We start from the raw sequence: 21,320 nt of genomic DNA on the forward strand, positions 1-21,320 counted from the left end.
CCGATCGCTGAGCCTGTCTGACGGGTTCCGCGCGGATCTGCCCGTACCATGGGCTCACGGCGGGAACGGACCGCCGGACTGAAGGGAGGCCCGCGTGGCACACGTCGACGAGACCGCCGGTTCGAAGCGGCGCGGACTGGGTCGCCTCGCGTTCTGGACCGCTCGCGCCCAGCAGGACCCGGCGCGGCCCAAGGCGCTCGGCCCTCTCCTGCAGGCACTCGAGGTCAATCACCCGCGCAGTGACACGGGTCTCGTCCTGCGCGCGTATCGGGTGGCGGAGCGGGCGCACTCGGGCCAGTCCCGCAAGAGCGGCGATCCCTACATCACCCACCCCGTCGCGGTCGCGACGATCCTGGCGGAGATCGGGATGACGTCGACGACGCTGGCGGCAGCGCTGCTCCACGACACCGTGGAGGACACGGACTACTCGCTCGATCAGCTCCGGGAGGACTTCGGCGAAGAGATCGCCGTCATGGTCGACGGGGTGACCAAGCTCGACAAGATCGAATACGGCGAAGCCGCTCAGTCCGAGACGGTCCGGAAGATGATCGTCGCGATGAGCCGCGACATCCGCGTGCTCGTCATCAAGCTGTCCGACCGTCTGCACAATGCGCGGACCTGGAAGTACGTCCCGGCCTCCTCCAGTGGGAAGAAGGCCAAGGAGACGCTGGAGATCTTCGCCCCGCTCGCACACCGGCTGGGCATGAACACCATCAAGTGGGAGCTCGAGGACCTGTCCTTCCAGGTGCTCTACCCCAAGGTGTACGAGGAGATCGTCCGCCTCGTCGCAGAGCGCGCCCCCGAACGCGAGAAGTACCTCGGGATCGTCTCCAAGGAGCTCGGCGACGAACTCGTCGCGTCGAGCATCGACGGCTCGATCTCCGGACGTCCGAAGCACTACTACTCGATCTACCAGAAGATGGTGGTCCGCGGCCACGAGTTCGCGGACATCTACGACCTCGTGGGCGTGCGGGTCCTCGTGGAGACGGTGCGCGAGTGCTATGCGGTGCTCGGGATCGTCCACGCGCGCTGGTCGCCGGTGGCGGGCCGCTTCAAGGACTACATCGCGATGCCGAAGTTCAACATGTACCAGAGCCTGCACACGACCGTCATCGGACCGTACGGCCGCCCGGTCGAGATCCAAATCCGCACGCGCGAGATGCACCGGCGCGCGGAGTTCGGCGTGGCCGCCCACTGGAAGTACAAGGACCGGGGCGGCGCCAGGGTCGGCGGGCGCACGGCGACGGTGGGGGATACGGGCAGCGTCGACGACGTGGCCTGGCTGCGGCAGCTCCTCGACTGGCAGAAGGAGGTGTCCGACCCGGAGGAGTTCCTGGACGGTCTCCGCTACGAGGTGAACTCCCAGGAGGTCTACGCCTTCACACCGAAGGGCGACATCATGGCGCTGCCCGCAGGTTCCACGACGGTGGACTTCGCGTACGCGGTGCACACCGAGGTGGGCCACCGCACCATGGGGGCTCGTGTGAACGGCCGCCTCGTCGCGCTCGAATCGGAGCTGTCGAACGGCGACGTCGTCGAGGTCTTCACGTCGAAGGACGAGACCGCCGGTCCCAGTCGAGACTGGCTCTCCTTCGTGCAGTCGCCCCGTGCGCGCAGCAAGATCCGGCAGTGGTTCAGCAAGGAGCGCCGTGAGGAGGCGATCGAGAACGGTCGGCAGCAGCTGGCGCGAGCGATGCGTCGCCACCAGCTGTCCGCGGAACGGCTCATGTCCGCGGAAGGCCTCCTCAAGGTCGCGGAGGAGCTGCGGCTGGCAGACGTGTCCGCGGTCTACGCGGCGATCGGCAACGGCACGACGTCCGCAGCGCACGTCGTCGACCTGCTCGCGAAGGCCACGGGGGCGGAGGACGAGCAGCCCGTCGTACTCGGTCCCACGAACCGGACCGGGCGTTCGAGTGGACACCATTCGACGTCCGAGGGAGTGCGGGTCAAGGGGTCGGAGGGACTCCTCATCAAGCTCGCCCGCTGCTGCACACCGGTCCCCGGTGACTCGATCGTGGGATTCGTCACCCGCGGCGCCGGAGTCTCCGTCCACCGTGACGACTGCTCGAACCTCGAGCAGATGCGCACCCAGCCGGAGCGCTTCGTCGAGGTGGAGTGGACCGGTCGGACACGGGGCCTCTACCTCGTGAACATCCAGGTCGAGGCACTCGACCGATCCGGGCTGCTGTCCGACATCACCCGTGTGCTGTCCGAGCTCCACGTGAACATCCTGTCCGCCTCCGTCGCGACGTCGCGGGCGCGCGTGGCGCAGTCGCGCTTCGTCTTCGAGCTGGGCGACGGCACCCATCTGGACAACGTGCTGGCCGCGGTCCGGCGCATCGAGGGCGTCTTCGACGCCTACCGGGTGAGCGTCTGAGCGTCGGCGGCCCCTCGCCGGACTGCGGCGAAGGCGAGCGCACGAGTCCGCGCGATGAACGGCCGTCGCTCGATCGTCTCCAGCCACGCGAGGAATGCGTGGCGGTCCGCATCGGGCACACGGGCGAACGCCGCGCGGGCGGCGCGCAGCGGATCCGCGACCGTGGCCGTCGTGTCCCGGAGGAGGTCGAAGAGGGTCCGCTCCGGCGAGGTCACCCAGGTCCCTGACACATCCACCCGCTCGGACGGCGGCACGTCGCGTTCGTAGACGGTCCAGCCGACACCCGTCGCGCGCATGCGGCGCCGTGCGAGCGTCGTGTACTCATCGAGCGCGGGTGCCCGCCCCGTCGCGGATCCCCACCAGATCCAGTGCGCGGTCCTGTGGGAGAGCGCCAGGCTGGGCCGCGGGGGGTCTCCCAGGGCAGTCGTGCGCAGCAGGGGGTCGGCGACGGTCCCGCGGGGGATCCACACGTCGTGGGTGAGCCGTTGGAGCAGGCCGTCGTATTCGAGTGCGAGCAGCCCTGTGAGGGGGAGCGGCGCATCGAGACGGTGGAACCCGGTCATGGAGCCACTCTGGTGTCACGGGGCCGCTGCCGCAAGGGGATCGGCCGACCTGTGGATGACGGTCACCTCGCAGGTGCGTGGTGTAACCGTCAGTGGCACGACCGCCCGTGGCGCGACCGGCAGCCGTCCGATCCCCACATACCGCCCAGGATCAGGGGGCAGAGCGGGATCAGGCGAGCTCGTCGGCGGTCTGCTGCAGCTGCGCGAACCAGGAGCGGCGGGCCTCCAGCGCTTCCTCGGCCTTCGCGATCTTCCGGGAGTCTCCGGTTCCGCGTGCCTTCTCCACGTCATCCTCGAGCTGTGCGATCGAATCCTCGAGCTGCGCCAGGACGCCGGACGTGCGAGCGCGCGTCTCCGGGTTCGTGCGCTCCCACTCGGACGCCTCGGCATCGGCGAGTGCCTTCTCCACCTCGCGGAGCCCGCCCTCGATCCGCGACAGGTCCGCACGGGGGACCCGTCCGGCGTCCTCCCAGCGGTCCTGGATGTCGCGCAGAGCGCTCTTCGTGGCGGCGATGTCCTTCACCGGCAGCAAAGCACGGGCCTCCTCGAGCAGTGCCTCCTTGACCGTGAGGTTGCCGCGGTACTCCTCATCGATGCGCGCGTTGTCGGCGGTGCGGGCGTCGAAGAAGACGTCCTGGGCGGCACGGAACCGCGCCCACAGGGCGTCGTCGTCGCGGCGGCCTGCACGCGGTGCCGCCTTCCACTCGTCCATGAGATCGCGGTACTTCGCAGCCGTTTCCCGCCAGTCCGTCGATCCGGAGAGCTCCTCAGCCCGGACGATCAGCTTCTCCTTGATCCGCTTGCCCTCGGAGGACCGCGCATCGAGCTGGGCGAAGTGCGCCTTCCGGCCGCGGTCGAAGGTGCTGCGCGCCGCGGAGAACCGTCCCCACAGCTCCTGGTCCTCAGCACGGGGGAGGCGCGGGTACCGGCTCTGGATGCTCTTCCACTCATCGAACAGCTCGCGCATCCGCGCCGCTGACTGCTTCCACTGCGTGCGCTCCGGATCCTGCGCGGCGACGGACTCCGCCTCTGCGACGATCTGCGTGCGCTTGGCGCGACCCTCGTCGAGTCGTTCGGCGCGCTCCGCACGCGCCTGCTCCTGCGCCGCATCGGTCTGCTCGATGAGTGCCGACAGCTGCGCCGTGAGCGCGGCCATGTCGCCCACGGCGGCCAGCTCCGGGACTTCGTCGAGGTGGGTGCGAGCCGAGGTGCGCACCTGCGCGGCGTCCGCGCCGGCGGCCAGACGCTGCTCGAGCAGATCAGCCTGGTCGACCGCATCGATGTAGCGGCCCGCGAAGTACTCGAGTGCCGCCTGGGGCTCCGCGTCCGGATACTGTCCCACCTCGCGTTCGCCGTCTGCGGTGAGGACGAACACCTTCAGCTCGTCGTCGACGCGGCCGTGGGCGGTCGCCGCGGCGACGGCCGCTGCCCGGTCGGCATCGCTGCGGATGGGGGCGGCGGCGGGTGCTGCTGCGGGACGTCGCGCGGGGCCTGGACCCGGGACCGGCCGGGGACCGGGGACGGGTGACGGCTGGTGCGGCGTGGGCTTGCTCATCGTGATCCTCGTGACTGACCTCCGGCCATGCGGCGGAGGGGTGCGGATGGGCCGCCGACACGGGTGCCGACGCTGACCGCACCAGCATATCCGCCGCACCGGCCGAAGACCGTGCCGGTCTAGACTCGTGTGCATGGAGATCACCGGAGTGCGCGCGCAGCTGCTCGACGTCAACTGCTATGCCGTGGCCGCGGGTGACGGCGCCGAGGGCTCGGCCTGCCTGCTCATCGACGCGGGGTACGACTGCGCCGACGACCTCGCAGACGTGCTGTCCGACCGCGGATGGCGGCCCGCAGCGATCCTGCTGACCCACGGTCACGCCGACCACGTGCTCGGCCTGCCGCACCTGCTGGAGCGCTTCGCAGTGCCCGTGCACCTGGGGCGTCCGGACCTGTACCGGCTGGACGATCCGGCCGGCGGCGTGTCAGCACAGTTCGCGCAGGCACTGGCACCGCTCGCCCAGGACTGGGTGAGGCCGGAGGTGCGTGCCGTGGACGACGGCGACGTGCTCGAGGCCGCGGGACTCACGATCACCGCGACGCTGGCGCCGGGGCACACCGAGGGCTCCATGCTGTACGCGATCGACGATCCGAGCCCGGCCGGTGACGGCCCCGCCTCCGTGCTCATGAGCGGCGATGTCCTCTTCGCCGGCAGCATCGGCCGCACGGATCTGCCCGGCGGCGACCCCGCGGCGATGCAGTCGTCTCTCGAGGCACTGCGCGACCGTCCCGACACACCGGTGCTGCCGGGCCACGGACCCGGGACCCGGCTGTCCCACGAACTCACGACGAACCCCTTTTTCTGAGGCGCTCGCAGCCTCTGACACACGCACTCTGACATCCGCAGGGGCGCTCGAGCGTCCCGCCCACCGACCAGGAGTACCCATGGCACGTGCCGCCAGACTGTCCGGCTTCCCCGAATGGCTGCCTTCCGACCGCATCGTCGAAGAGCGGGTCATCGACCTCCTCAAGCATGTCTTCGAGCTCAACGGGTTCGGCGCCATCCACACGCGGGCTATGGAGCCGATCAGCGCTCTTGCCAAGGAGGGCGAGATCGACAAGGAGGTGTTCGCGGTGTCGCGGCTCCACGGTGAGCAGCACGATGCGAAGAACCCCCTGGGACTCCACTTCGACCTCACCGTGCCGTTCGCACGCTACGTCGTCGAGCACGCGGGCCACCTGGCGTTCCCCTTCAAGCGCTACCAGATCCAGCCCGTGTGGCGCGGCGAGCGGCCGCAGGACGGCCGCTTCCGCGAGTTCATCCAGGCGGACATCGACGTGGTGGGGGAGGACTCCCTGCCCGACCACTTCGAGGTCGAGGTGCCCCTCGTCATGGCTGCCGCGTTCGACGCGCTGCGCGAGCTGGGCGTCCCGCCCGTGAGGATCCTCGCGAACGACCGCCGCCTGATCGAAGGGTTCGCACGAGGCGCGGGCCTGGACGACATCCCCGCCGTGCTGCGGAGCATCGACAAGCTCGACAAGATCGGCGAGGACGCCGTGGCCCGCCTGCTGGCCGAGCAGGCGGGAGCCGACACGCGGCAGCAGGAGCTCTGCCTGGCACTCGCACGGATCGAAAGTCCTGATGCGGGGTTCGCCGACGAGGTCGTCGCGCTCGGCGTGAGCCACCCGCTGCTGGATGAGGGGCTCGCGTCGCTGACCCGCATCCTCGAGGCCGCGCACCGTCGCGCCCCGGGGACCGTGTGGGCGCAGCTGAAGATCGCACGTGGGCTCGACTACTACACCGGCGCGGTGTACGAGACGCAGCTGGTCGGCCACGAGGACCTGGGGTCGGTGGCCTCCGGCGGTCGGTACGACGCGCTCGCGTCCAACGGCAAGCGGACCTACCCCGGGGTCGGGATGTCCGTGGGCGTCTCCCGCCTCATGTCCCGCCTGGTCGGAGCGGACCGCATGGTCGCCGCGAGCCGTCCCGTGCCCACCGCGGTGCTCGTGTCGGTCACGGATGAGGACCGGCGGGACGAGTCCGATCGGGTCGCCGAGGTCCTGCGGGCCCGCGGGATCCCCACGGACGTGGCACCGGCGGCGGCGAAGTTCGGCAAGCAGATCCGCTATGCGGATCGTCGGGGGATCCCGTTCGTCTGGTTCGTCGACGGCGAGACGGGGCACGAGGTGAAGGACATCCGCTCCGGCGAGCAGCAGACGGCCGACCCCGAGGTGTGGGCGCCCGCGGCGGAGGACCTGTGGCCGCGCGTCGAGCGGGTGTCAGCGGAGTGAGGTCGCAGCGGCGGTGACGCGACCTCAGAGGTGACAGGACCTCAGCGGCGCGTGCGGCGCTGGGGCCTGAGCTCCGCAGGGTCGGGCGCGAGCGAGCCGTCCGGTGCGATGTGCTCGAAGATCTCCTCGACCATCGCCACGACGTGGGGATCGTCGACCGTGTAGATGATGCGCCGGCCCTCTCTGCGGGAGCCCACCAGCCCTGCCAGGCGGAGCTTCGCCAGGTGCTGCGACACGGCCTGGACACTCACGTCCGCGAGGGTCGCGAGAGATGTCACATCGTGCTCAGCGTCCACGAGGATCCGCACGATGAGGAGCCGGGTCGACGAGGACAGCATGCGGAAAGTCTCCGCCGCGACTTCGACCTGCGCTGACGTGGGCAGCGAGTCCTCGTCCACCGCGTCCGTGTCCATGAGCGCCTCCTGGCTGTCCGTTCCGTGCTCTCCGCTGTGACTATCATGGACCTGCATCCCTCCCCAGACCTATCCGAGGAGTCCTCTTCGTGTTACGCACCCACTCGGCCGGAGCCCTCCGCGCCTCCGACGCCGGAACCACCGTCACTCTCGCAGGATGGGTGGACCGGCGTCGTGACCACGGCGGTGTGGCGTTCATCGACCTGCGCGACTCGACGGGCATCGTCCAGGTCGTCGTCCGCGAGCAGGTCGCGGACCAGCTCCGGAACGAGACCGTCGTGACGGTGAGCGGCACCGTGTCGGTCCGCCCCGCGGGCAACGAGAACACCGGCCTGCCGACAGGCGAGATCGAGGTCATCGACACGGACGTGACGATCCTGTCCCAGTCGGCTGCCCTGCCGTTCCAGGTCTCCGACCACGCGGAGGACGCCGGCCAGGTGGGGGAGGAGACGCGCCTGCGCCACCGGTACCTGGACCTGCGCCGCTCCGGCCCCGCGAAGACGATGCGACTGCGGTCGGACGTCAACAGGGCCGCGCGTGCGGTCCTCGACTCGCACTCGTTCGTCGAAGTCGAGACGCCGACCCTGACCCGCTCCACCCCCGAGGGCGCGCGCGACTTCCTGGTGCCGGCGCGCCTGCGCCCCGGCTCCTGGTACGCACTCCCGCAGTCACCGCAGCTCTTCAAGCAGCTGCTGCAGGTGGGCGGCATCGAGCGCTACTACCAGATCGCGCGCTGCTACCGCGACGAGGACTTCCGCGCGGATCGCCAGCCGGAGTTCACCCAGCTGGACATCGAGGCCTCGTTCGTCGAGCAGGACGACGTGATCCAGCTCGCGGAGGAGATCCTCAGCTCCCTGTGGAAGCTCATCGACGTCGACATCGCAGGGCCGATCCGCCGGATGACGTACCGCGAGGCGATGGCGCGCTACGGCTCCGACAAGCCCGATCTGCGCTTCGACATCGAGCTCGTCGAGCTGACGGAGTACTTCTCCGAGACGCCCTTCCGCGTGTTCCGCGCCCCCTACGTCGGCGCCGTCGTCTATCCCGGCGGCTCCACGCTGCCCCGTCGACAGCTCGACGGGTGGCAGGAGTGGGCGAAGCAGCGCGGTGCGAAGGGCCTCGCGTACGTCCTCGTGCAGCCCGACGGCGAGCTGACCGGACCGGTGGCCAAGAACCTGTCCGAGGAGGAGCGGGCCGGCCTCGCCGCGGCGGCCGGCGCTCAGCCGGGGGACGCGATCTTCTTCGCGGCCTCGGACGCGGCCTCGGCACGAGCGCTGCTGGGTGCCGCGCGCAAGGAGATCGCCGTGCGGGAGCACCTGTTCGACGAGGACGAGTGGTCCTTCGTCTGGATCGTCGACGCGCCGATGTTCGAACCCGCCGCGGATGCCGAGGCGGCCGGCGACGTGGCTGTCGGCAGCAGCGCCTGGACCGCCGTCCACCACGCCTTCACGTCTCCCAAGCCGGAGTTCCTTGAGACCTTCGATAAGGATCCCGGTGAAGCGCTGGCCTACGCATACGACATCGTGTGCAATGGCAACGAGATCGGCGGAGGGTCGATCCGCATCCACTCGCGCGACGTCCAGGAGCGCGTCTTCTCCGTCATGGGCATCAGCCCGGAGGACGCGTCGGAGAAGTTCGGCTTCCTCCTGGAGGCCTTCAAGTACGGGGCGCCGCCGCACGGAGGCATCGCGTTCGGATGGGACCGCATCGTCGCACTCCTGGCGGGTGCCGATTCGATCCGCGACGTCATCGCCTTCCCGAAGTCCGGCGGCGGCTACGACCCGCTCACGGATGCGCCCGCTCCGATCACCCCGCAGCAGCGCGCAGAGGCCGGCGTCGACCACGAGCCGGAGGACGAGGAGGACTGACCTGACTGCAGACCTCTTCAGCGACGCGCCTGACGCCGGGCGGGCACTGGACCCGCTCGCCGTCAGGATGCGTCCCCGCGCCCTCGACGAGGTGGTCGGCCAGGACCACCTCACGTTCCCCGGGTCGCCCCTGCGTCAACTGGTCGAGGCCGGCTCCGACGCGACCACCGGCCCGGCCTCGGTCATGCTGTGGGGTCCGCCCGGAGTCGGCAAGACGACACTGGCCCACGTCATCTCCCACGCGGAGGGGCGCAGCTTCGTCGAGCTGTCGGCCATCACCGCGGGCGTGCGGGACGTGCGCCAGGTCGTCGAGTCGGCGCGCCAGGAGCGGGAGCTCCACGGTCGGACGACCGTCCTCTTCCTCGATGAGATCCATCGGTTCACCAAGGCCCAGCAGGACGCTCTCCTGCCGGCGGTGGAGAACCGGCTCGTGGTGCTCGTCGCGGCGACGACGGAGAACCCCAGCTTCTCCGTCATCGCGCCGCTGCTGTCGCGCTCCCTCCTGCTGACGCTGCGGCCCCTCGACGACGCAGCGATCTCCGGGCTCCTGGAGCGGGCGATCGCCGACCCGCGCGGGCTGGCGGGCGAATTCTCGCTGACCGACGACGCGCGCGACATGATCGTGCGGGTCTCCGGTGCGGATGCGCGCCGCTCGCTCACGATCCTCGAGGCGGCGGCCGGGATCGCCCGCGCCCGCGCTGCGGCAGGGGAGGGGGAGCCGTCCGACGGCGGCCTCACGGTGACGGAGGACGACGTGTCGGAGGCCAGCGCGGAGGCCGTCATCCGCTACGACCGCGACGGTGATCAGCACTACGACGTGGTGTCGGCCTTCATCAAATCGATCAGGGGGTCCGATCCGGACGCCGCGCTGCACTACCTGGCGCGGATGATCGTGGCGGGGGAGGACCCGCGCTTCATCTGCCGCCGCGTGGTGATCTCCGCCTCGGAGGACATCGGCATGGCGGACCCGCACGCCCTCACAGTCGCGGTCTCCGCTCATCAGGCGGTGGAGCGGATCGGAATGCCGGAGGGCCGGATCCCGCTGGCCGAGGCAGTCGTCTACCTCGCGACCGCACCGAAGTCGAACGCGTCGTACAGGGCGCTCGACGCGGCGATCGCGGATGTGAAGCAGGGACGCGCCGGGCAGGTGCCGCTCCACCTGCGGGATGCGCACTATCCCGGAGCGAAGGCGCTGGGGCACGGCGAGGGATACCTCTACTCGCACGACTGGCCGTACGGCGTCTCGCCGCAGAGCTATCTTCCGGAGTCCCTCACGGGCAGCGTGTACTACCGCCCCACACCGAACGGCGCCGAAGCGCGCATGGCGGACCGGCTCGCGTCTCTCGAGGCGCTGCGTCGCGATGGCGGCAACCCGAAGGCGTGACTCTCATGCCTGACCCGCAGGTGTGACCTGCAGACGTGAGCCGCATGCTCCGCGCGTGCTAAGGTGGTGCGTTGCTGTGCCTCATCGAGAGGCGGTCGGGCGGAACCGGACTCGCGGATCCGCCCCTCTTTCCCGTACGGAGGGAAACAGCAGTCCGGCCCCCAGCGGGTCCACTGGCCCGGACGAACGTCACGAAGAAAGGCATTCCATGACTGCTCCCGCACGTCATCGTCGCCAGGTGCGCCTCTCGCGCGCACTCGGCATCCCGCTCACGCCGAAGGCTGAGAAGTACTTCGAGCGCCGCCCGTACCCCCCGGGCGAGCACGGCCGCGCACGCCGCCGCAACGACTCGGACTACTCGGTCCGCCTCAAGGAGAAGCAGCGTCTGCGCGCGCAGTACGGCATCCGCGAGGTCCAGATGCTGAACACGTACAAGGAGGCGAAGCGCCTCCCGGGTCTGACCGGTGAGAACCTCGTCGAGATGCTGGAGATGCGACTCGACGCACTCGTCCTGCGCTCCGGCTTCGCCCGGACGATCGCGCAGGCTCGCCAGTTCGTCGTGCACCGCCACATCATGGTCGACGGACAGCTCGTGGACCGCCCGTCCTTCCGCGTGAAGGAGGGTCAGATGATCCACGTGAAGCCGCGTTCGGCTGAGACCGATCCGTTCCAGGTCGCCGCCGCAGGTGCGCACCGCGACGTGCTCCCCGCCGTCCCGGGCTACCTCAAGGTCGAGCTCGAGGCGCTGCAGTCGACGCTGCTGCGTCGCCCGAAGCGCGTCGAGGTCCCCGTGACCGCCGACGTCCAGCTGGTCGTCGAGCACTACTCGCGCTGATCGGTCTCCAGGGACCCTGAGCGCATGCGGGCCGCCGCACACCACACCGGTGTGCGGCGGCCCGTTCGTTCTCCCCCTCCACTATGCTGTGAGGCGGTTCGTCGACCAGCGGCGAGCGCTCGTACGAAAGGATGCCACCCGGATGAGGACTGCAGAGATCAGGAAGCGCTGGCTGACGTTCTTCGAGGAGAACGGCCACACCGTGGTCCCGTCCGCATCGGTCATCAGCAGCGATCCGTCGATCCTGTTCAACATCGCGGGTATGGTCCAGTTCATCCCGTACCTCACGGGCCGTGAGCCCGCTCCCTTCCCCCGGGCGACGAGCGTCCAGAAGTGCGTGCGCACCCAGGACATCGAAGAGGTCGGCAAGACGACCCGCCACGGCACGTTCTTCCAGATGAACGGCAACTTCTCCTTCGGCGACTACTTCAAGGCCGAGGCGATCCGCTTCGCGTGGCAGCTGCTGACGCACCCGGAGTCGGCCGGAGGACTCGGGTTCGATCCCGATCGCCTCTGGGCCACCGTCCACCGCGACGATGCGGAGACGGTCGACCTGTGGCTGGAGGAGACATCGGTCCCGCGCGAGCGCATCCAGTTCCGCGGCAGCGAGGACAACTTCTGGCACACCGGCCAGCCCGGCCCAGGCGGCTACTGCTCCGAGATCTACTACGACCGCGGCCCCGACTACGGATCCGAGGGGGGACCGGAGGCCGACGAGGACCGGTACATCGAGATCTGGAACCTCGTGTTCATGGAGTTCGAGCTGTCCGCCGTGCGGTCGAAGACCGACTTCGACATCAGGGGCGATCTGCCCGCCAAGAACATCGACACCGGCATGGGTCTGGAGCGCGTCGCGTTCCTCAAGCAGGGCGTCGAGAACATGTACGAGATCGACGAGGTGTTCCCCGTCATCAGTGCTGCGAGCCGCCTCTCAGGGCGGGAGTACGGTGCGCTCGAGGCCGACGACGTCCGCATGCGCGTCGTCGCCGACCACGTGCGCTCGGCGCTCGTCATCATCGGCGATGGCGTCCGGCCGGCCAATGAGGGCCGCGGCTACATCCTCCGCAGGCTCCTGCGCCGCGCTGTGCGCGCGATGCGTCTGCTCGGCGTGACGGAGCCCGTGCTGCCCCACCTGCTCCCGCTCTCGATGGAGGTCATGAAGGACTCCTACCCGGAGCTCGAGACGGACTTCGAGCGGATCTCGCGCGTCGCGTACGCGGAGGAGACCGCGTTCCTGCGGACCCTGGAGTCCGGCACCCAGCTGCTCGCCGGGGCGGTCGACCGGGTGGGCACAGGCGGCGACATCTCCGGGGACATCGCCTTCGCCCTCCACGACACGCACGGCTTCCCGATCGACCTGACTCTCGAGATGGCGGCCGAGCACGGCGTGTCCGTCGACGAAGCAGGCTTCCGCACCCTCATGCAGGAGCAGCGAGAGCGCGCCCGCGCGGACGCGAAGTCGAAGAAGGGCGGCGGTGCCGATCTGAGCGCGTACTCGCAGCTGCTGGACGAGGGCGCATCCGAATTCGTCGGCTACGACGCTCTCACGTCCGACGCGCGGATCCGCGGTCTCGTGTCCGAGGGGGGCGCCGTCGACCGCGCCGCCGCAGGCGACACCCTCGACCTCGTGCTCGACGTCACTCCCTTCTACGCGGAGGCGGGCGGACAGCGCGCTGACCGCGGGATCGTCCACGGCGACGGCTTCACCGCGCGCGTCCTGGACGTCCAGGCCCCCCTCAAGGGTCTCTCCGCACACCGGATCGAGGTCCTCGAGGGTGAGCTCACCCGCGGAGCCGACGTGTTCGCGGAGGTGGATCCGGACCACCGCTTCGCCGCGGCCCAGGCCCACTCCGCGACGCACCTCGTCCACTCCGCGCTGCGCACCGTGCTCGGACCGCACGCGGTCCAGGCGGGCTCGCTCAACCAGCCCGGCTACATGCGGTTCGACTACGCCTACCCCGACGCGCTCACCCCCGCCATGCGCGAGGAGATCGAGGACGCGGCGAACGTGGCCGTCCGCGATGACCTCGCGGTCAGCTACGAGTACCTTCCCCTCGAGGATGCGAAGCGCTCCGGCGCGCTCGCGCTGTTCGGGGAGAAGTACCCCTCCGTGGTGCGCGTCGTCGACATCGGCGGACCGTTCTCCCGGGAACTGTGCGGCGGCACCCACATCGGCCGCACCAGCCAGGTCGGACCGATCTCGCTGCTGTCGGAGGCATCGGTGGGCTCCGGCACCCGGCGCGTGGAGGCCTCGGTCGGTCTCGACGCGTTCCGCGGGCTCGCTCGCGAGCGGACCATCCTCCGGTCGCTGTCGGAGATGCTGAAGGTGCCGGGAACGGATGTCCCCGGCCGTGTCGAGTCCCTGCTCGAGCGTCTCAAGGACGCCGAGCGCAGAATCGCGGAGATGGGTCGCGATCGCGTGCTCGCAGCCTCTGCGGAGGCGGTCGCGTCCGCGCGTGACGTGGCCGGTGTCCGTTACTCCGCGACGGACCTGGGCGACGTCGCGGACGCCGGCGACGTGCGCAGCTTCGTCACCGACGTGCGGAACCGGATCGAGGCGGACGCGGTGGTCGTCGCGGCGGCGGGCACGGTGGGCGGCAAGCCCAGCGTCGTCATCGCGGCGTCTGCGGGAGCCCAGGCGCGCGGACTGCGCGCCGGCGACCTCGTCAAGCGCGCGTGCGGCGAACTGGGCGGCGGTGGCGGCGGGAAGCCGGACCTCGCCCAGGGCGGCGGCCAGGACCCGACCCGCATCCCGCAGGCGCTCGATGCCGTCGCCGCGGCGATCACGGACGCATGACCGGCTTCCGGAGAGGCCGCAGGATCGCTCTGGACGTCGGCAGCGTGCGCGTGGGAGTCGCCTCGTGCGATCCCGACGGGATCCTCGCGACACCGCTCGAGGTCGTCCGGCGCGACGACGACGCGACTGCCGTGTCGCGGATCGCCGCGCTCGTCGCCGAGCAGTCCGCACTGGAGATCGTCGCCGGCCGTCCCCGCTCCCTCGACGGGAGCGACCGCGCCGCGGTCGGGGCGGCGGAGGATTTCCTCCGTGCGGTCGCCGCGGCCGTCGACGTCCCGATCCGACTGGTCGATGAGAGGTTCACCACTGTGCAGGCGCACGGTGTGCTGCAGTCTGCGGGGAGGAATTCCAGACAGCGTCGTGAGATCGTCGACGCAGTCGCGGCCGTCCTGATCCTGCAGGCCGCGCTCGATACCGAGAAGAGCGGCGGCAGCCCTGCGGGCACGCCCCTGGACGAGTAGGAGTACGCCCACATGCACGACGTGGACGACTTGGACATCGACGATCAGCTCACGCGGTCGGAGCTCAAGGCACGCAGGCGGAGACGGATGCTCAGGCGACGGCGGACGACGACCATCGTCGTCGCGGCGCTGCTGGTGCTCGGCATCGGCGGGATCGTCGCCGTGAGCGTCACCACCGGTGCGGTGCAGGAGGTGCTCGGCCGCTCCGACGACTACGAGGGCTCCGGCGGCGAACCCGTCGTCGTCGAGGTGCTGCCGGGCACCTCGACGACACAGATCGCCAACCAGCTCGTCGAGGAGGACGTCATCAAGTCCTCGCGCCCCTTCATCCGAGAGGCGGAGGAGCAGGAGGCGACGTTCCAGGCGCGGACCTATTCGCTGCGCTCGCAGATGAGCTCGGCCGCCGCGGTCGAAGCGATGGTGAACCCCGAATCGGCACCCCAGGTCGTGATCCCGGAGGGCCTCGCACTCGTGGACATCCAGGCCCGGATGGTCGAATCCGGGATGGCGGACGACGACGTGACGGCCGCGATCGAGGAGAAGACGCCGGCCGACTACGGCCTCGACCTCGACGCTCCGAGCCTGGAGGGCTACCTGTTCCCCGCGACCTACGACGTCCGACCGGGGGCGACGGCTGAGGAGGTGGTCCAGGAGATGGTAGATCGGACCGCGCACGAACTGGACGATGCGGGCATCGCCCTGGACGAGGCGCACGAGCTGCTCACCCTTGCGAGCCTCGTGGAGATCGAGTCGCCCGCAGACCCGGAGGTGCGCCGCCAGGTGGCGCGCGTCTTCCTCAATCGCACGGGCGACGATTCGGAGACGAACGGCCTCCTGCAATCGGATGCGACCATCGCCTACATCCACGGCGCGCGGGACGATCTCACGACGACGGCGGAGGAGCGCGAGGACGACAACCCGTACAACACGTACATGCACCCCGGTCTGCCGCCCGGACCGATCAACTCTCCCGGTCGTGAAGCGGTCGACGCCGCGATGGATCCGGCCGACGGGGACTGGCAGTTCTTCGTCGCGGTCGATCCGGACACGGGGGAGACCCGGTTCGCGGAGACCTATGACGAGCACCTCGAGAACGTCGAGGAATACCGGGAATGGCTGCGGAGCCGCAGCGATGGAGGGGCGTCCGATGGGTGAGTTCGCGGTCCTCGGATCGCCGATCGCCCACTCGCTCTCGCCCCAGCTGCACACCGCCGCCGCAGCCGCGATCGGCCTGACCGACTTCCGGTACGGCCGCATCGAGGTCCAGGAGGCGGGGCTGGAGGCCCTCCTCGACTCCCATCCCGCTCTCGTGGGGCTCTCCCTCACGATGCCCCTGAAGCGACGTCTCCTCGAGCTGGCGGGCGCACGCGGCTGGCAGGTGGACGCCGACGCGCTGGCGACGGGTGGCGGCAACACGCTCCTGCGCCCTCCGGAGGGTCCTGTCGATGTGCTCAACACCGACGTGGCCGGCATCGTCGAAGCGATCACGGAGGCGCTCGCAGAACGCGGCGCGGCGGCAGCGCCGTGGTCCGATGCGGCGGATGTCCTGGGCGCGGGGGCCACTGCAGGTTCCGCGCTCGTGGCCGCCGCTCGCCTCGGGATCGCCCACGTGCGCCTCTTCGTCCGCGACCGCACGCGGGCCGGTGACGCGCGCGGGGTCGCAGAATCGCTCGGGCTCACGGCGAGCGTCTGCGATCTGCCCGACTGGGTGCCGGGGGAGCGGGGCCTGACGCTGTCGACCCTGCCGGCGGGAGCGCTCGATGCCGATCGGCTGCCCTATCGTTCCAGCCTGGAGGGCCTCTTCTTCGACGTCGCCTACGCCGCGTCGGCGGCCCCCGTCCACCGCGCGCTCGCGGACCGCGGGGCGATCGTCGTGGACGGCGGTCGGATGCTGCTGCACCAGGCGGTCGAGCAGCACGTGCGGTTCGCCCGCCTCGCAGGTCTGGACGAGTCCCTCGCCGAGCAGGCGCGCCCGACGATCCGCGATGCGATGGACGCAGTGCTCCGGAGCCGCTGATGGCCGGTCTCGCGACGATCGCGGCCGCCGCGGTCGCAGCGGCGACGGTGGCCTGCCTCCTCGTCGCCAGGCTGCCGTGGTTCGTCGCGGACGAGGCGGGGATCCGTCTGCTGCGCCCCGGGGGCGGGCACCGCTGGTTCGACATCGTCCTCGTCGCTGCGGGGACGGCCCTGGCGATCATCGCCCCGGTCGCCGTGGGTCTCCTCACTCCCGTCGCCGAGGCCCCGGCCGGCTCTCAGCTGCTCCCCGCTCTCTGCCTGGGCGTCGCCGTGGGCGCCGCGGCGGGTGCGACACCGTTCCTCCTGTGGATCGATCTGCGCATCCGGAGGCTCCCGGACCGGATCGTGCTCCCGCTCATCGCGCTCACGGCGGCGTGTCTGATCGGCTCATGGGCTGCAGGGGCATCGGGGCCGGTGGTGGACGGCGGGCATCGTCCCCTCACCGCCGTCGTCCTCGGAGTGCTCAGCGGTCTCCTCGTGCTGCTCGTGTCCGTCATCGGCGGTCGCGGTCGCGGACTCGCGATCGGTCTGGGCGACGTGAAGCTCGCCGTGGTGCTGGGGTCGCTCACGGCCCTGGTGGGGACGGGTGCTGTGCTTGCGGCGTTCGTCGTCGCGCAGGTGTGCGCGCTGTGCGAGGCCCTCGTCAGGGTGGCTGTGCTGCGGCAGGGGATGGCGACGCGGATCGCCTACGGCCCACACCTGCTCCTCGGCATGTGGACCGGGCCATTGGTGTACGCCGGACTTCGGTAGACTCCGGAGAATGTTGCGTTGGCTTACTGCAGGCGAGTCCCATGGTGAGGAGCTCGTCGGAATCATCGAGGGCCTCCCCGCCCACATACCGATCACCCGGGACCAGGTGTCCGCGGCACTCGCGCGCAGGCGCCTGGGCTACGGCAGAGGTGCCCGCATGAAGTTCGAGGCGGACGAGATCCGGTTCCTCGGCGGCGTGCGCCACGGTCGCACGATGGGCGGTCCCGTCGCGATCGAGATCGGGAACACCGAATGGCCCAAGTGGGAACGGGTCATGAGTGCGGACCCCGTGGACCCCACAGAGCTCGAGGGGATGGCGCGTGCGGCGAAGCTCACGCGCCCCCGCCCGGGCCACGCGGACTTCGTCGGCATGCAGAAGTACGCATTCGACGAGTCCCGACCGGTCCTGGAGCGCGCCTCCGCCCGTGAGACGGCGACGCGGGTCGCGCTCGGCACCGTCGCCCAGGCGCTGCTGGCCGAGCTCGGCATCCGTCTGGTGTCCCACACCGTCGCGATCGGCCCGGTGGAGGGGGAGCGCGACGCTCCGACCCCCTCGGCCGATGACGTGGAGGCGCTCGACGCGGACCCGATGCGCTGCTTCGACCCCGAACTGTCCGCACGGATGGTGGCCGAGGTCGACGATGCGCGGCGCGCCGGCGACACGCTCGGCGGGGTCGTCGAGGTCGTCGCCGACGGGCTGCCGCCCGGCCTGGGCTCCTTCGTCCACGGCGATCGTCGTCTGGACTCCCGGCTCGCAGGGGCCCTCATGGGGATCCAGGCGATCAAGGGGGTGGAGCTGGGCGACGGTTTCGAGACCACGCGCCGTCGCGGGTCCGCGGCCCACGACGAGATGGTGCCGGCCCCCGGCGGCGTCCGCCGACTGAGCGACCGGTCCGGCGGTGTCGAGGGCGGCATGTCGACGGGCGGACCGCTGCGCGTGCGCGCGGGGATGAAGCCCATCGCCACCGTCCCGCGCGCGCTGCAGACCGTCGACGTCGCCACCGGCGAAGCCTCGAGCGCGCACCATCAGCGCTCCGATGTGTGCGCCGTCCCGGCTGCGGGCGTGGTCGCCGAGGCGATGGTCGCCCTGGTGCTGGCGCAGGCGGTGCTGGAGAAGTTCGGCGGCGATTCCGTCGCGGAGGTGGATCGGAACATCCGCACCTACCGTGATGCGCTGCCGCTGAGCGCGGAATGAGGTGCGGTCAGTGATGGTGCCGGAGGAGGCTCCGCTTCCCCGCCCGGCCCCACCGCTCGACCCTGCTCCGGCCTCCGGCGCCCGGATCGTCCTGATCGGTCCCCCCGCGGCGGGGAAGTCGACCATCGGCCGGCTGCTGGGAGCCCGGCTCGGACTGCCGCTGTACGACACCGACGCCCAGATCGTCGCCGCCCACGGCGCGATCCCGGAGATCTTCGCGGCTCGGGGTGAGCCGCGGTTCCGGGAGATCGAGCGCGAGGTCGTCCGACGGACGCTGCGCCGGCTGCTCGATGAGCCCGCGGTGGTCTCGCTGGGAGGCGGGGCGATCCTCAACAGCGGCACCCGCGCGCAGCTGCGGCACCCCGCGCTCAAGGTCATCGGGATCGAGATCGACGACGAGACCGCGGCACTGCGACTGGGCGGTTCGAGCCGTCCGCTGCTGGCGGGCGACGAGGATCCAGTGGCCCGGTGGCGGGCGATCGTCGACGAGCGCCGATCGCTCTACGACGAGATCGCGACCGCACAGGTGGCCGCCTCGCACGGACCTCCGTCGACGGTCGTCAACCGGATCGTCGATGTACTCACAGGATTGCAGCGGGCGGAGGAGTACGCCCGCTACCAGGACACCCCTCCGCACGAGGGAACCGAACCCGGCCCCGACGGGGCCCACAGGAGGACAGACGCATGACCGAACGCACCACCCTGGACATCACGGGGGAGACGTCCACCTCCATCGTGTTCGGCAGCGGACTCCTGGGAGAGCTCCCCGCACTGCTGGGCGGCCGCACGCACCGCGTGCTCGTCATCCATCCCCGCGCGCTGCGCACCACGGGAGAGGTCGTCCGCGACGAGCTCTCCGAGGCCGGGTTCGAAGCGGTCAGCGCGGAGATCCCCGATGCGGAGGAGGCGAAGCACCTGCAGGTGGCGGGCTTCTGCTGGCAGATCCTCGGACAGTCCGACTTCACGCGCACGGATGCGATCGTGAACGTGGGCGGCGGGGCGGTGACCGACGTCGGCGGCTTCGTCGCGGCCACCTGGCTGCGCGGCATCCAGTACATCAACATCCCGACGACCGTGCTCGGCATGATCGACGCGGCGGTGGGCGGTAAGACGGCGATCAACACCTCGGAGGGGAAGAACCTCGTCGGGGCCTTCCACTCGCCCTCAGCGGTCCTCATCGACACAGACACCCTGCAGACGCTTCCCGAGAACGAACTGTTCACGGGACTCGCGGAGGCGGTGAAGTGCGGCTTCATCGCGGACCCGGCGATCCTCGACCTCATCGAATCCCACCCGCGCGAGGAGCTCGCACGGCACGACTCCCCGGTCCTGCGCGAGGTGATCGAGCGGGCCGTGCGGGTGAAGGCGGCCGTCGTGTCCGAGGACTTCAAGGAGTCCGGACGCCGGGAGATCCTCAACTACGGCCACACCCTCGCCCACGCGATCGAGCGCAATGAGCGCTACCAGTGGCGCCACGGCGCCGCTGTGGGGGCGGGGATGGTGTTCGCCGCAGAGCTGTCCGCGATGCTGCGCAGCCTCGACTCCGCGGTCGTGGACCGTCATCGCAGCGTGCTCTCGAAGCTCGGCCTGCCTGTCGGGTACCGGGGCGACCGCTGGCCCCAGCTGCTCGAGACGATGCGCCGGGACAAGAAGGCCCGCGGGACGATCCTCCGCTTCGTCCTGCTCGACGACGTGGGCGCACCGGTCGTGACGGAGGTCCCCGACGACGCGATCCTCTTCTCCGCGTACCAGGAGATCGGCGAGCAGTCGCCGACCACCACACTGGGTCCCGTGTCGCTCTGACCGGTTCCCCGCACGGTGGGCCCCACCCGCCTTGCTACACTCGATCCGCGCACGCGCGCGGCCCACGCTCTCAACGCAAAGGACACGATCTGTGGCTACGACCAACGACCTGAAGAACGGCATGGTTCTCAACCTCGACGGACAGCTCTGGCAGGTCCAGGAGTTCCTCCATGTGAAGCCCGGCAAGGGCCCGGCGTTCGTGCGCACGAAGATCAAGAACGTGATGAGCGGCAAGACCATCGACAAGACGTTCAACGCGGGCACGAAGGTCGAGACCGCGAACGTCGACCGCCGCGACATGCAGTACCTGTACCACGACGGCACCGACTACGTCTTCATGGATTCGTCCGACTACGAGCAGGTCATGCTCTCGCCGCAGCTCGTGGGCGATGCGTCGAACTACATCCTCGAGAACCAGGAGCTCCAGGTCGCCTTCCACGACGGCACCCCGCTGTACGTCGAGCTCCCCGCGGCCGTCGAGATGACCATCACGCACACGGAGCCGGGTCTGCAGGGCGACCGCTCGTCCGGCGGCACCAAGCCCGCCACCGTGGAGACCGGGCTGGAGATCCAGGTCCCGCTGTTCCTCGACGAGGGCGTGAAGGTCCGCGTCGACACCCGCAACGGCGACTACCTGGGCCGCGTCAAGGAGTGAGCGCGCGCACCCGCGCCCGCCGTCGGGCGCTCGAACTGCTCTTCGAATCGGAGGCGCGCAGCATCGAGATCGGTGATCTCGTGCCGCTGCGCTCCAGCGATCCCGATTACCCCATGAAGGCGTACGCCGTGGAGATCGTCGAGGGCGTGGGCTCGCACCGCGACGAGATCGACGAGCTGATCCGCACCTTCGCGCGCGGCTGGACGCTCGAGCGGATGCCCGCGGTCGACCGTGCGATCCTCAGGCTCGCGTCGTGGGAGATCCTGCACAATGCGGACATCGACACACCCGTCGCGATCAGTGAGGCCCAGGCGCTCGCGCGGGACTTCTCCACCGAGGAATCGGCCGGCTACGTGTCCGGCGTCCTGTCCCGCATCGCCGGGCTAGACTCGTAGGGCGTCCACAGCGAATCCTTTA

Annotated in this window: 19 protein-coding genes; 16 read left to right on the forward strand and 3 right to left on the reverse strand. The window is 70.3% G+C overall.

Annotation, left to right across the window (positions count from 1 at the left end; translation table 11 throughout):
* Window positions 1-94 precede the first annotated feature (94 nt).
* Window positions 95-2,377 carry a RelA/SpoT family protein gene (locus tag FM105_RS08380; RefSeq protein WP_087007221.1) on the forward strand — a complete coding sequence of 761 codons (2,283 nt, stop codon included), beginning with the start codon at window positions 95-97 and terminating at the stop codon, window positions 2,375-2,377.
* Here the strand turns inward: FM105_RS08380 and FM105_RS08385 are convergent.
* Both FM105_RS08385 and FM105_RS08390 read right to left on the reverse strand, forming a co-directional pair.
* Window positions 2,359-2,940 (reverse strand): hypothetical protein, encoded by a 582-nt coding sequence (locus FM105_RS08385; RefSeq protein WP_087007223.1) that lies wholly within the window; start codon window positions 2,938-2,940, stop codon window positions 2,359-2,361. The genes FM105_RS08380 and FM105_RS08385 overlap by 19 nt on opposite strands.
* Before the next feature lie 169 nt (window positions 2,941-3,109).
* Entirely contained in the window at window positions 3,110-4,495 is a 1,386-nt protein-coding gene (locus FM105_RS08390; protein ID WP_087007225.1) for a DUF349 domain-containing protein, read from the reverse strand.
* Between the two features lie 133 nt (window positions 4,496-4,628).
* On the opposite strand from FM105_RS08390, the gene FM105_RS08395 reads away from it, so the two are divergent.
* Window positions 4,629-5,300 (forward strand): MBL fold metallo-hydrolase, encoded by a 672-nt coding sequence (locus FM105_RS08395; protein ID WP_087007227.1) that lies wholly within the window; start codon window positions 4,629-4,631, stop codon window positions 5,298-5,300.
* 79 nt (window positions 5,301-5,379) lie between these two features.
* The gene (gene hisS, locus FM105_RS08400) at window positions 5,380-6,726 is read left to right on the forward strand and encodes a histidine--tRNA ligase (protein ID WP_087007228.1); all 1,347 of its coding nucleotides are present in this window, start codon (window positions 5,380-5,382) and stop codon (window positions 6,724-6,726) included.
* A gap of 41 nt (window positions 6,727-6,767) precedes the next feature.
* Here the strand turns inward: hisS and FM105_RS08405 are convergent, their stop codons facing one another.
* Entirely contained in the window at window positions 6,768-7,139 is a 372-nt protein-coding gene (locus FM105_RS08405) for an ArsR/SmtB family transcription factor (RefSeq protein WP_087007230.1), read from the reverse strand.
* An 89-nt stretch (window positions 7,140-7,228) separates the two neighbouring features.
* Here FM105_RS08405 and aspS point away from each other — a divergent pair, with 89 nt between their 5' ends.
* From aspS to nusB, 13 genes are all read left to right on the forward strand, one after another.
* A complete protein-coding gene (aspS, locus tag FM105_RS08410; protein WP_087007232.1) occupies window positions 7,229-9,007 on the forward strand; it encodes an aspartate--tRNA ligase in 1,779 nt (592 codons plus the stop codon).
* 67 nt (window positions 9,008-9,074) lie between these two features.
* Entirely contained in the window at window positions 9,075-10,391 is a 1,317-nt protein-coding gene (locus tag FM105_RS08415) for a replication-associated recombination protein A (protein ID WP_256970308.1), read from the forward strand.
* Between the two features lie 208 nt (window positions 10,392-10,599).
* On the forward strand, window positions 10,600-11,226 hold the full coding sequence (gene rpsD, locus FM105_RS08420; protein WP_087007236.1) for a 30S ribosomal protein S4: 627 nt from the start codon (window positions 10,600-10,602) through the stop codon (window positions 11,224-11,226).
* A 142-nt stretch (window positions 11,227-11,368) separates the two neighbouring features.
* Window positions 11,369-14,023 (forward strand): alanine--tRNA ligase, encoded by a 2,655-nt coding sequence (gene alaS, locus FM105_RS08425; RefSeq protein ID WP_087007239.1) that lies wholly within the window; start codon window positions 11,369-11,371, stop codon window positions 14,021-14,023.
* Entirely contained in the window at window positions 14,020-14,484 is a 465-nt protein-coding gene (gene ruvX / locus FM105_RS08430; protein ID WP_087007241.1) for a Holliday junction resolvase RuvX, read from the forward strand. Before alaS ends, ruvX begins: the two co-directional genes overlap by 4 nt.
* A gap of 12 nt (window positions 14,485-14,496) precedes the next feature.
* Window positions 14,497-15,639 (forward strand): endolytic transglycosylase MltG, encoded by a 1,143-nt coding sequence (gene mltG, locus FM105_RS08435; RefSeq protein ID WP_087007243.1) that lies wholly within the window; start codon window positions 14,497-14,499, stop codon window positions 15,637-15,639.
* Complete coding sequence (locus tag FM105_RS08440) at window positions 15,632-16,501, forward strand: shikimate dehydrogenase family protein (protein WP_179207126.1); 870 nt, start codon at window positions 15,632-15,634, stop codon at window positions 16,499-16,501. The genes mltG and FM105_RS08440 overlap by 8 nt, the downstream gene beginning before the upstream one ends.
* A complete protein-coding gene (locus FM105_RS08445; RefSeq protein WP_087007247.1) occupies window positions 16,501-17,250 on the forward strand; it encodes a prepilin peptidase in 750 nt (249 codons plus the stop codon). Before FM105_RS08440 ends, FM105_RS08445 begins: the two co-directional genes overlap by 1 nt.
* Before the next feature lie 10 nt (window positions 17,251-17,260).
* A complete protein-coding gene (gene aroC, locus FM105_RS08450; protein ID WP_087007249.1) occupies window positions 17,261-18,445 on the forward strand; it encodes a chorismate synthase in 1,185 nt (394 codons plus the stop codon).
* A gap of 13 nt (window positions 18,446-18,458) precedes the next feature.
* Window positions 18,459-19,133, forward strand: coding sequence for a shikimate kinase (locus tag FM105_RS08455; protein WP_087007251.1), 675 nt, complete (start codon window positions 18,459-18,461; stop codon window positions 19,131-19,133).
* Entirely contained in the window at window positions 19,130-20,248 is a 1,119-nt protein-coding gene (gene aroB, locus FM105_RS08460) for a 3-dehydroquinate synthase (protein WP_087007254.1), read from the forward strand. The genes FM105_RS08455 and aroB overlap by 4 nt, the downstream gene beginning before the upstream one ends.
* Window positions 20,249-20,339: 91 nt before the next feature.
* Entirely contained in the window at window positions 20,340-20,903 is a 564-nt protein-coding gene (gene efp, locus FM105_RS08465) for an elongation factor P (protein ID WP_087007256.1), read from the forward strand.
* Window positions 20,900-21,298: a transcription antitermination factor NusB gene (gene nusB, locus FM105_RS08470; protein ID WP_087007258.1), complete on the forward strand. Its 399-nt coding sequence runs from the start codon at window positions 20,900-20,902 to the stop codon at window positions 21,296-21,298. Before efp ends, nusB begins: the two co-directional genes overlap by 4 nt.
* Window positions 21,299-21,320 lie beyond the last annotated feature (22 nt).

The sequence above is a fragment of the Brevibacterium yomogidense genome, assembly GCF_900163715.1.
GTDB classification, from domain to species: Bacteria; Actinomycetota; Actinomycetes; order Actinomycetales; family Brevibacteriaceae; genus Brevibacterium; species Brevibacterium yomogidense_A.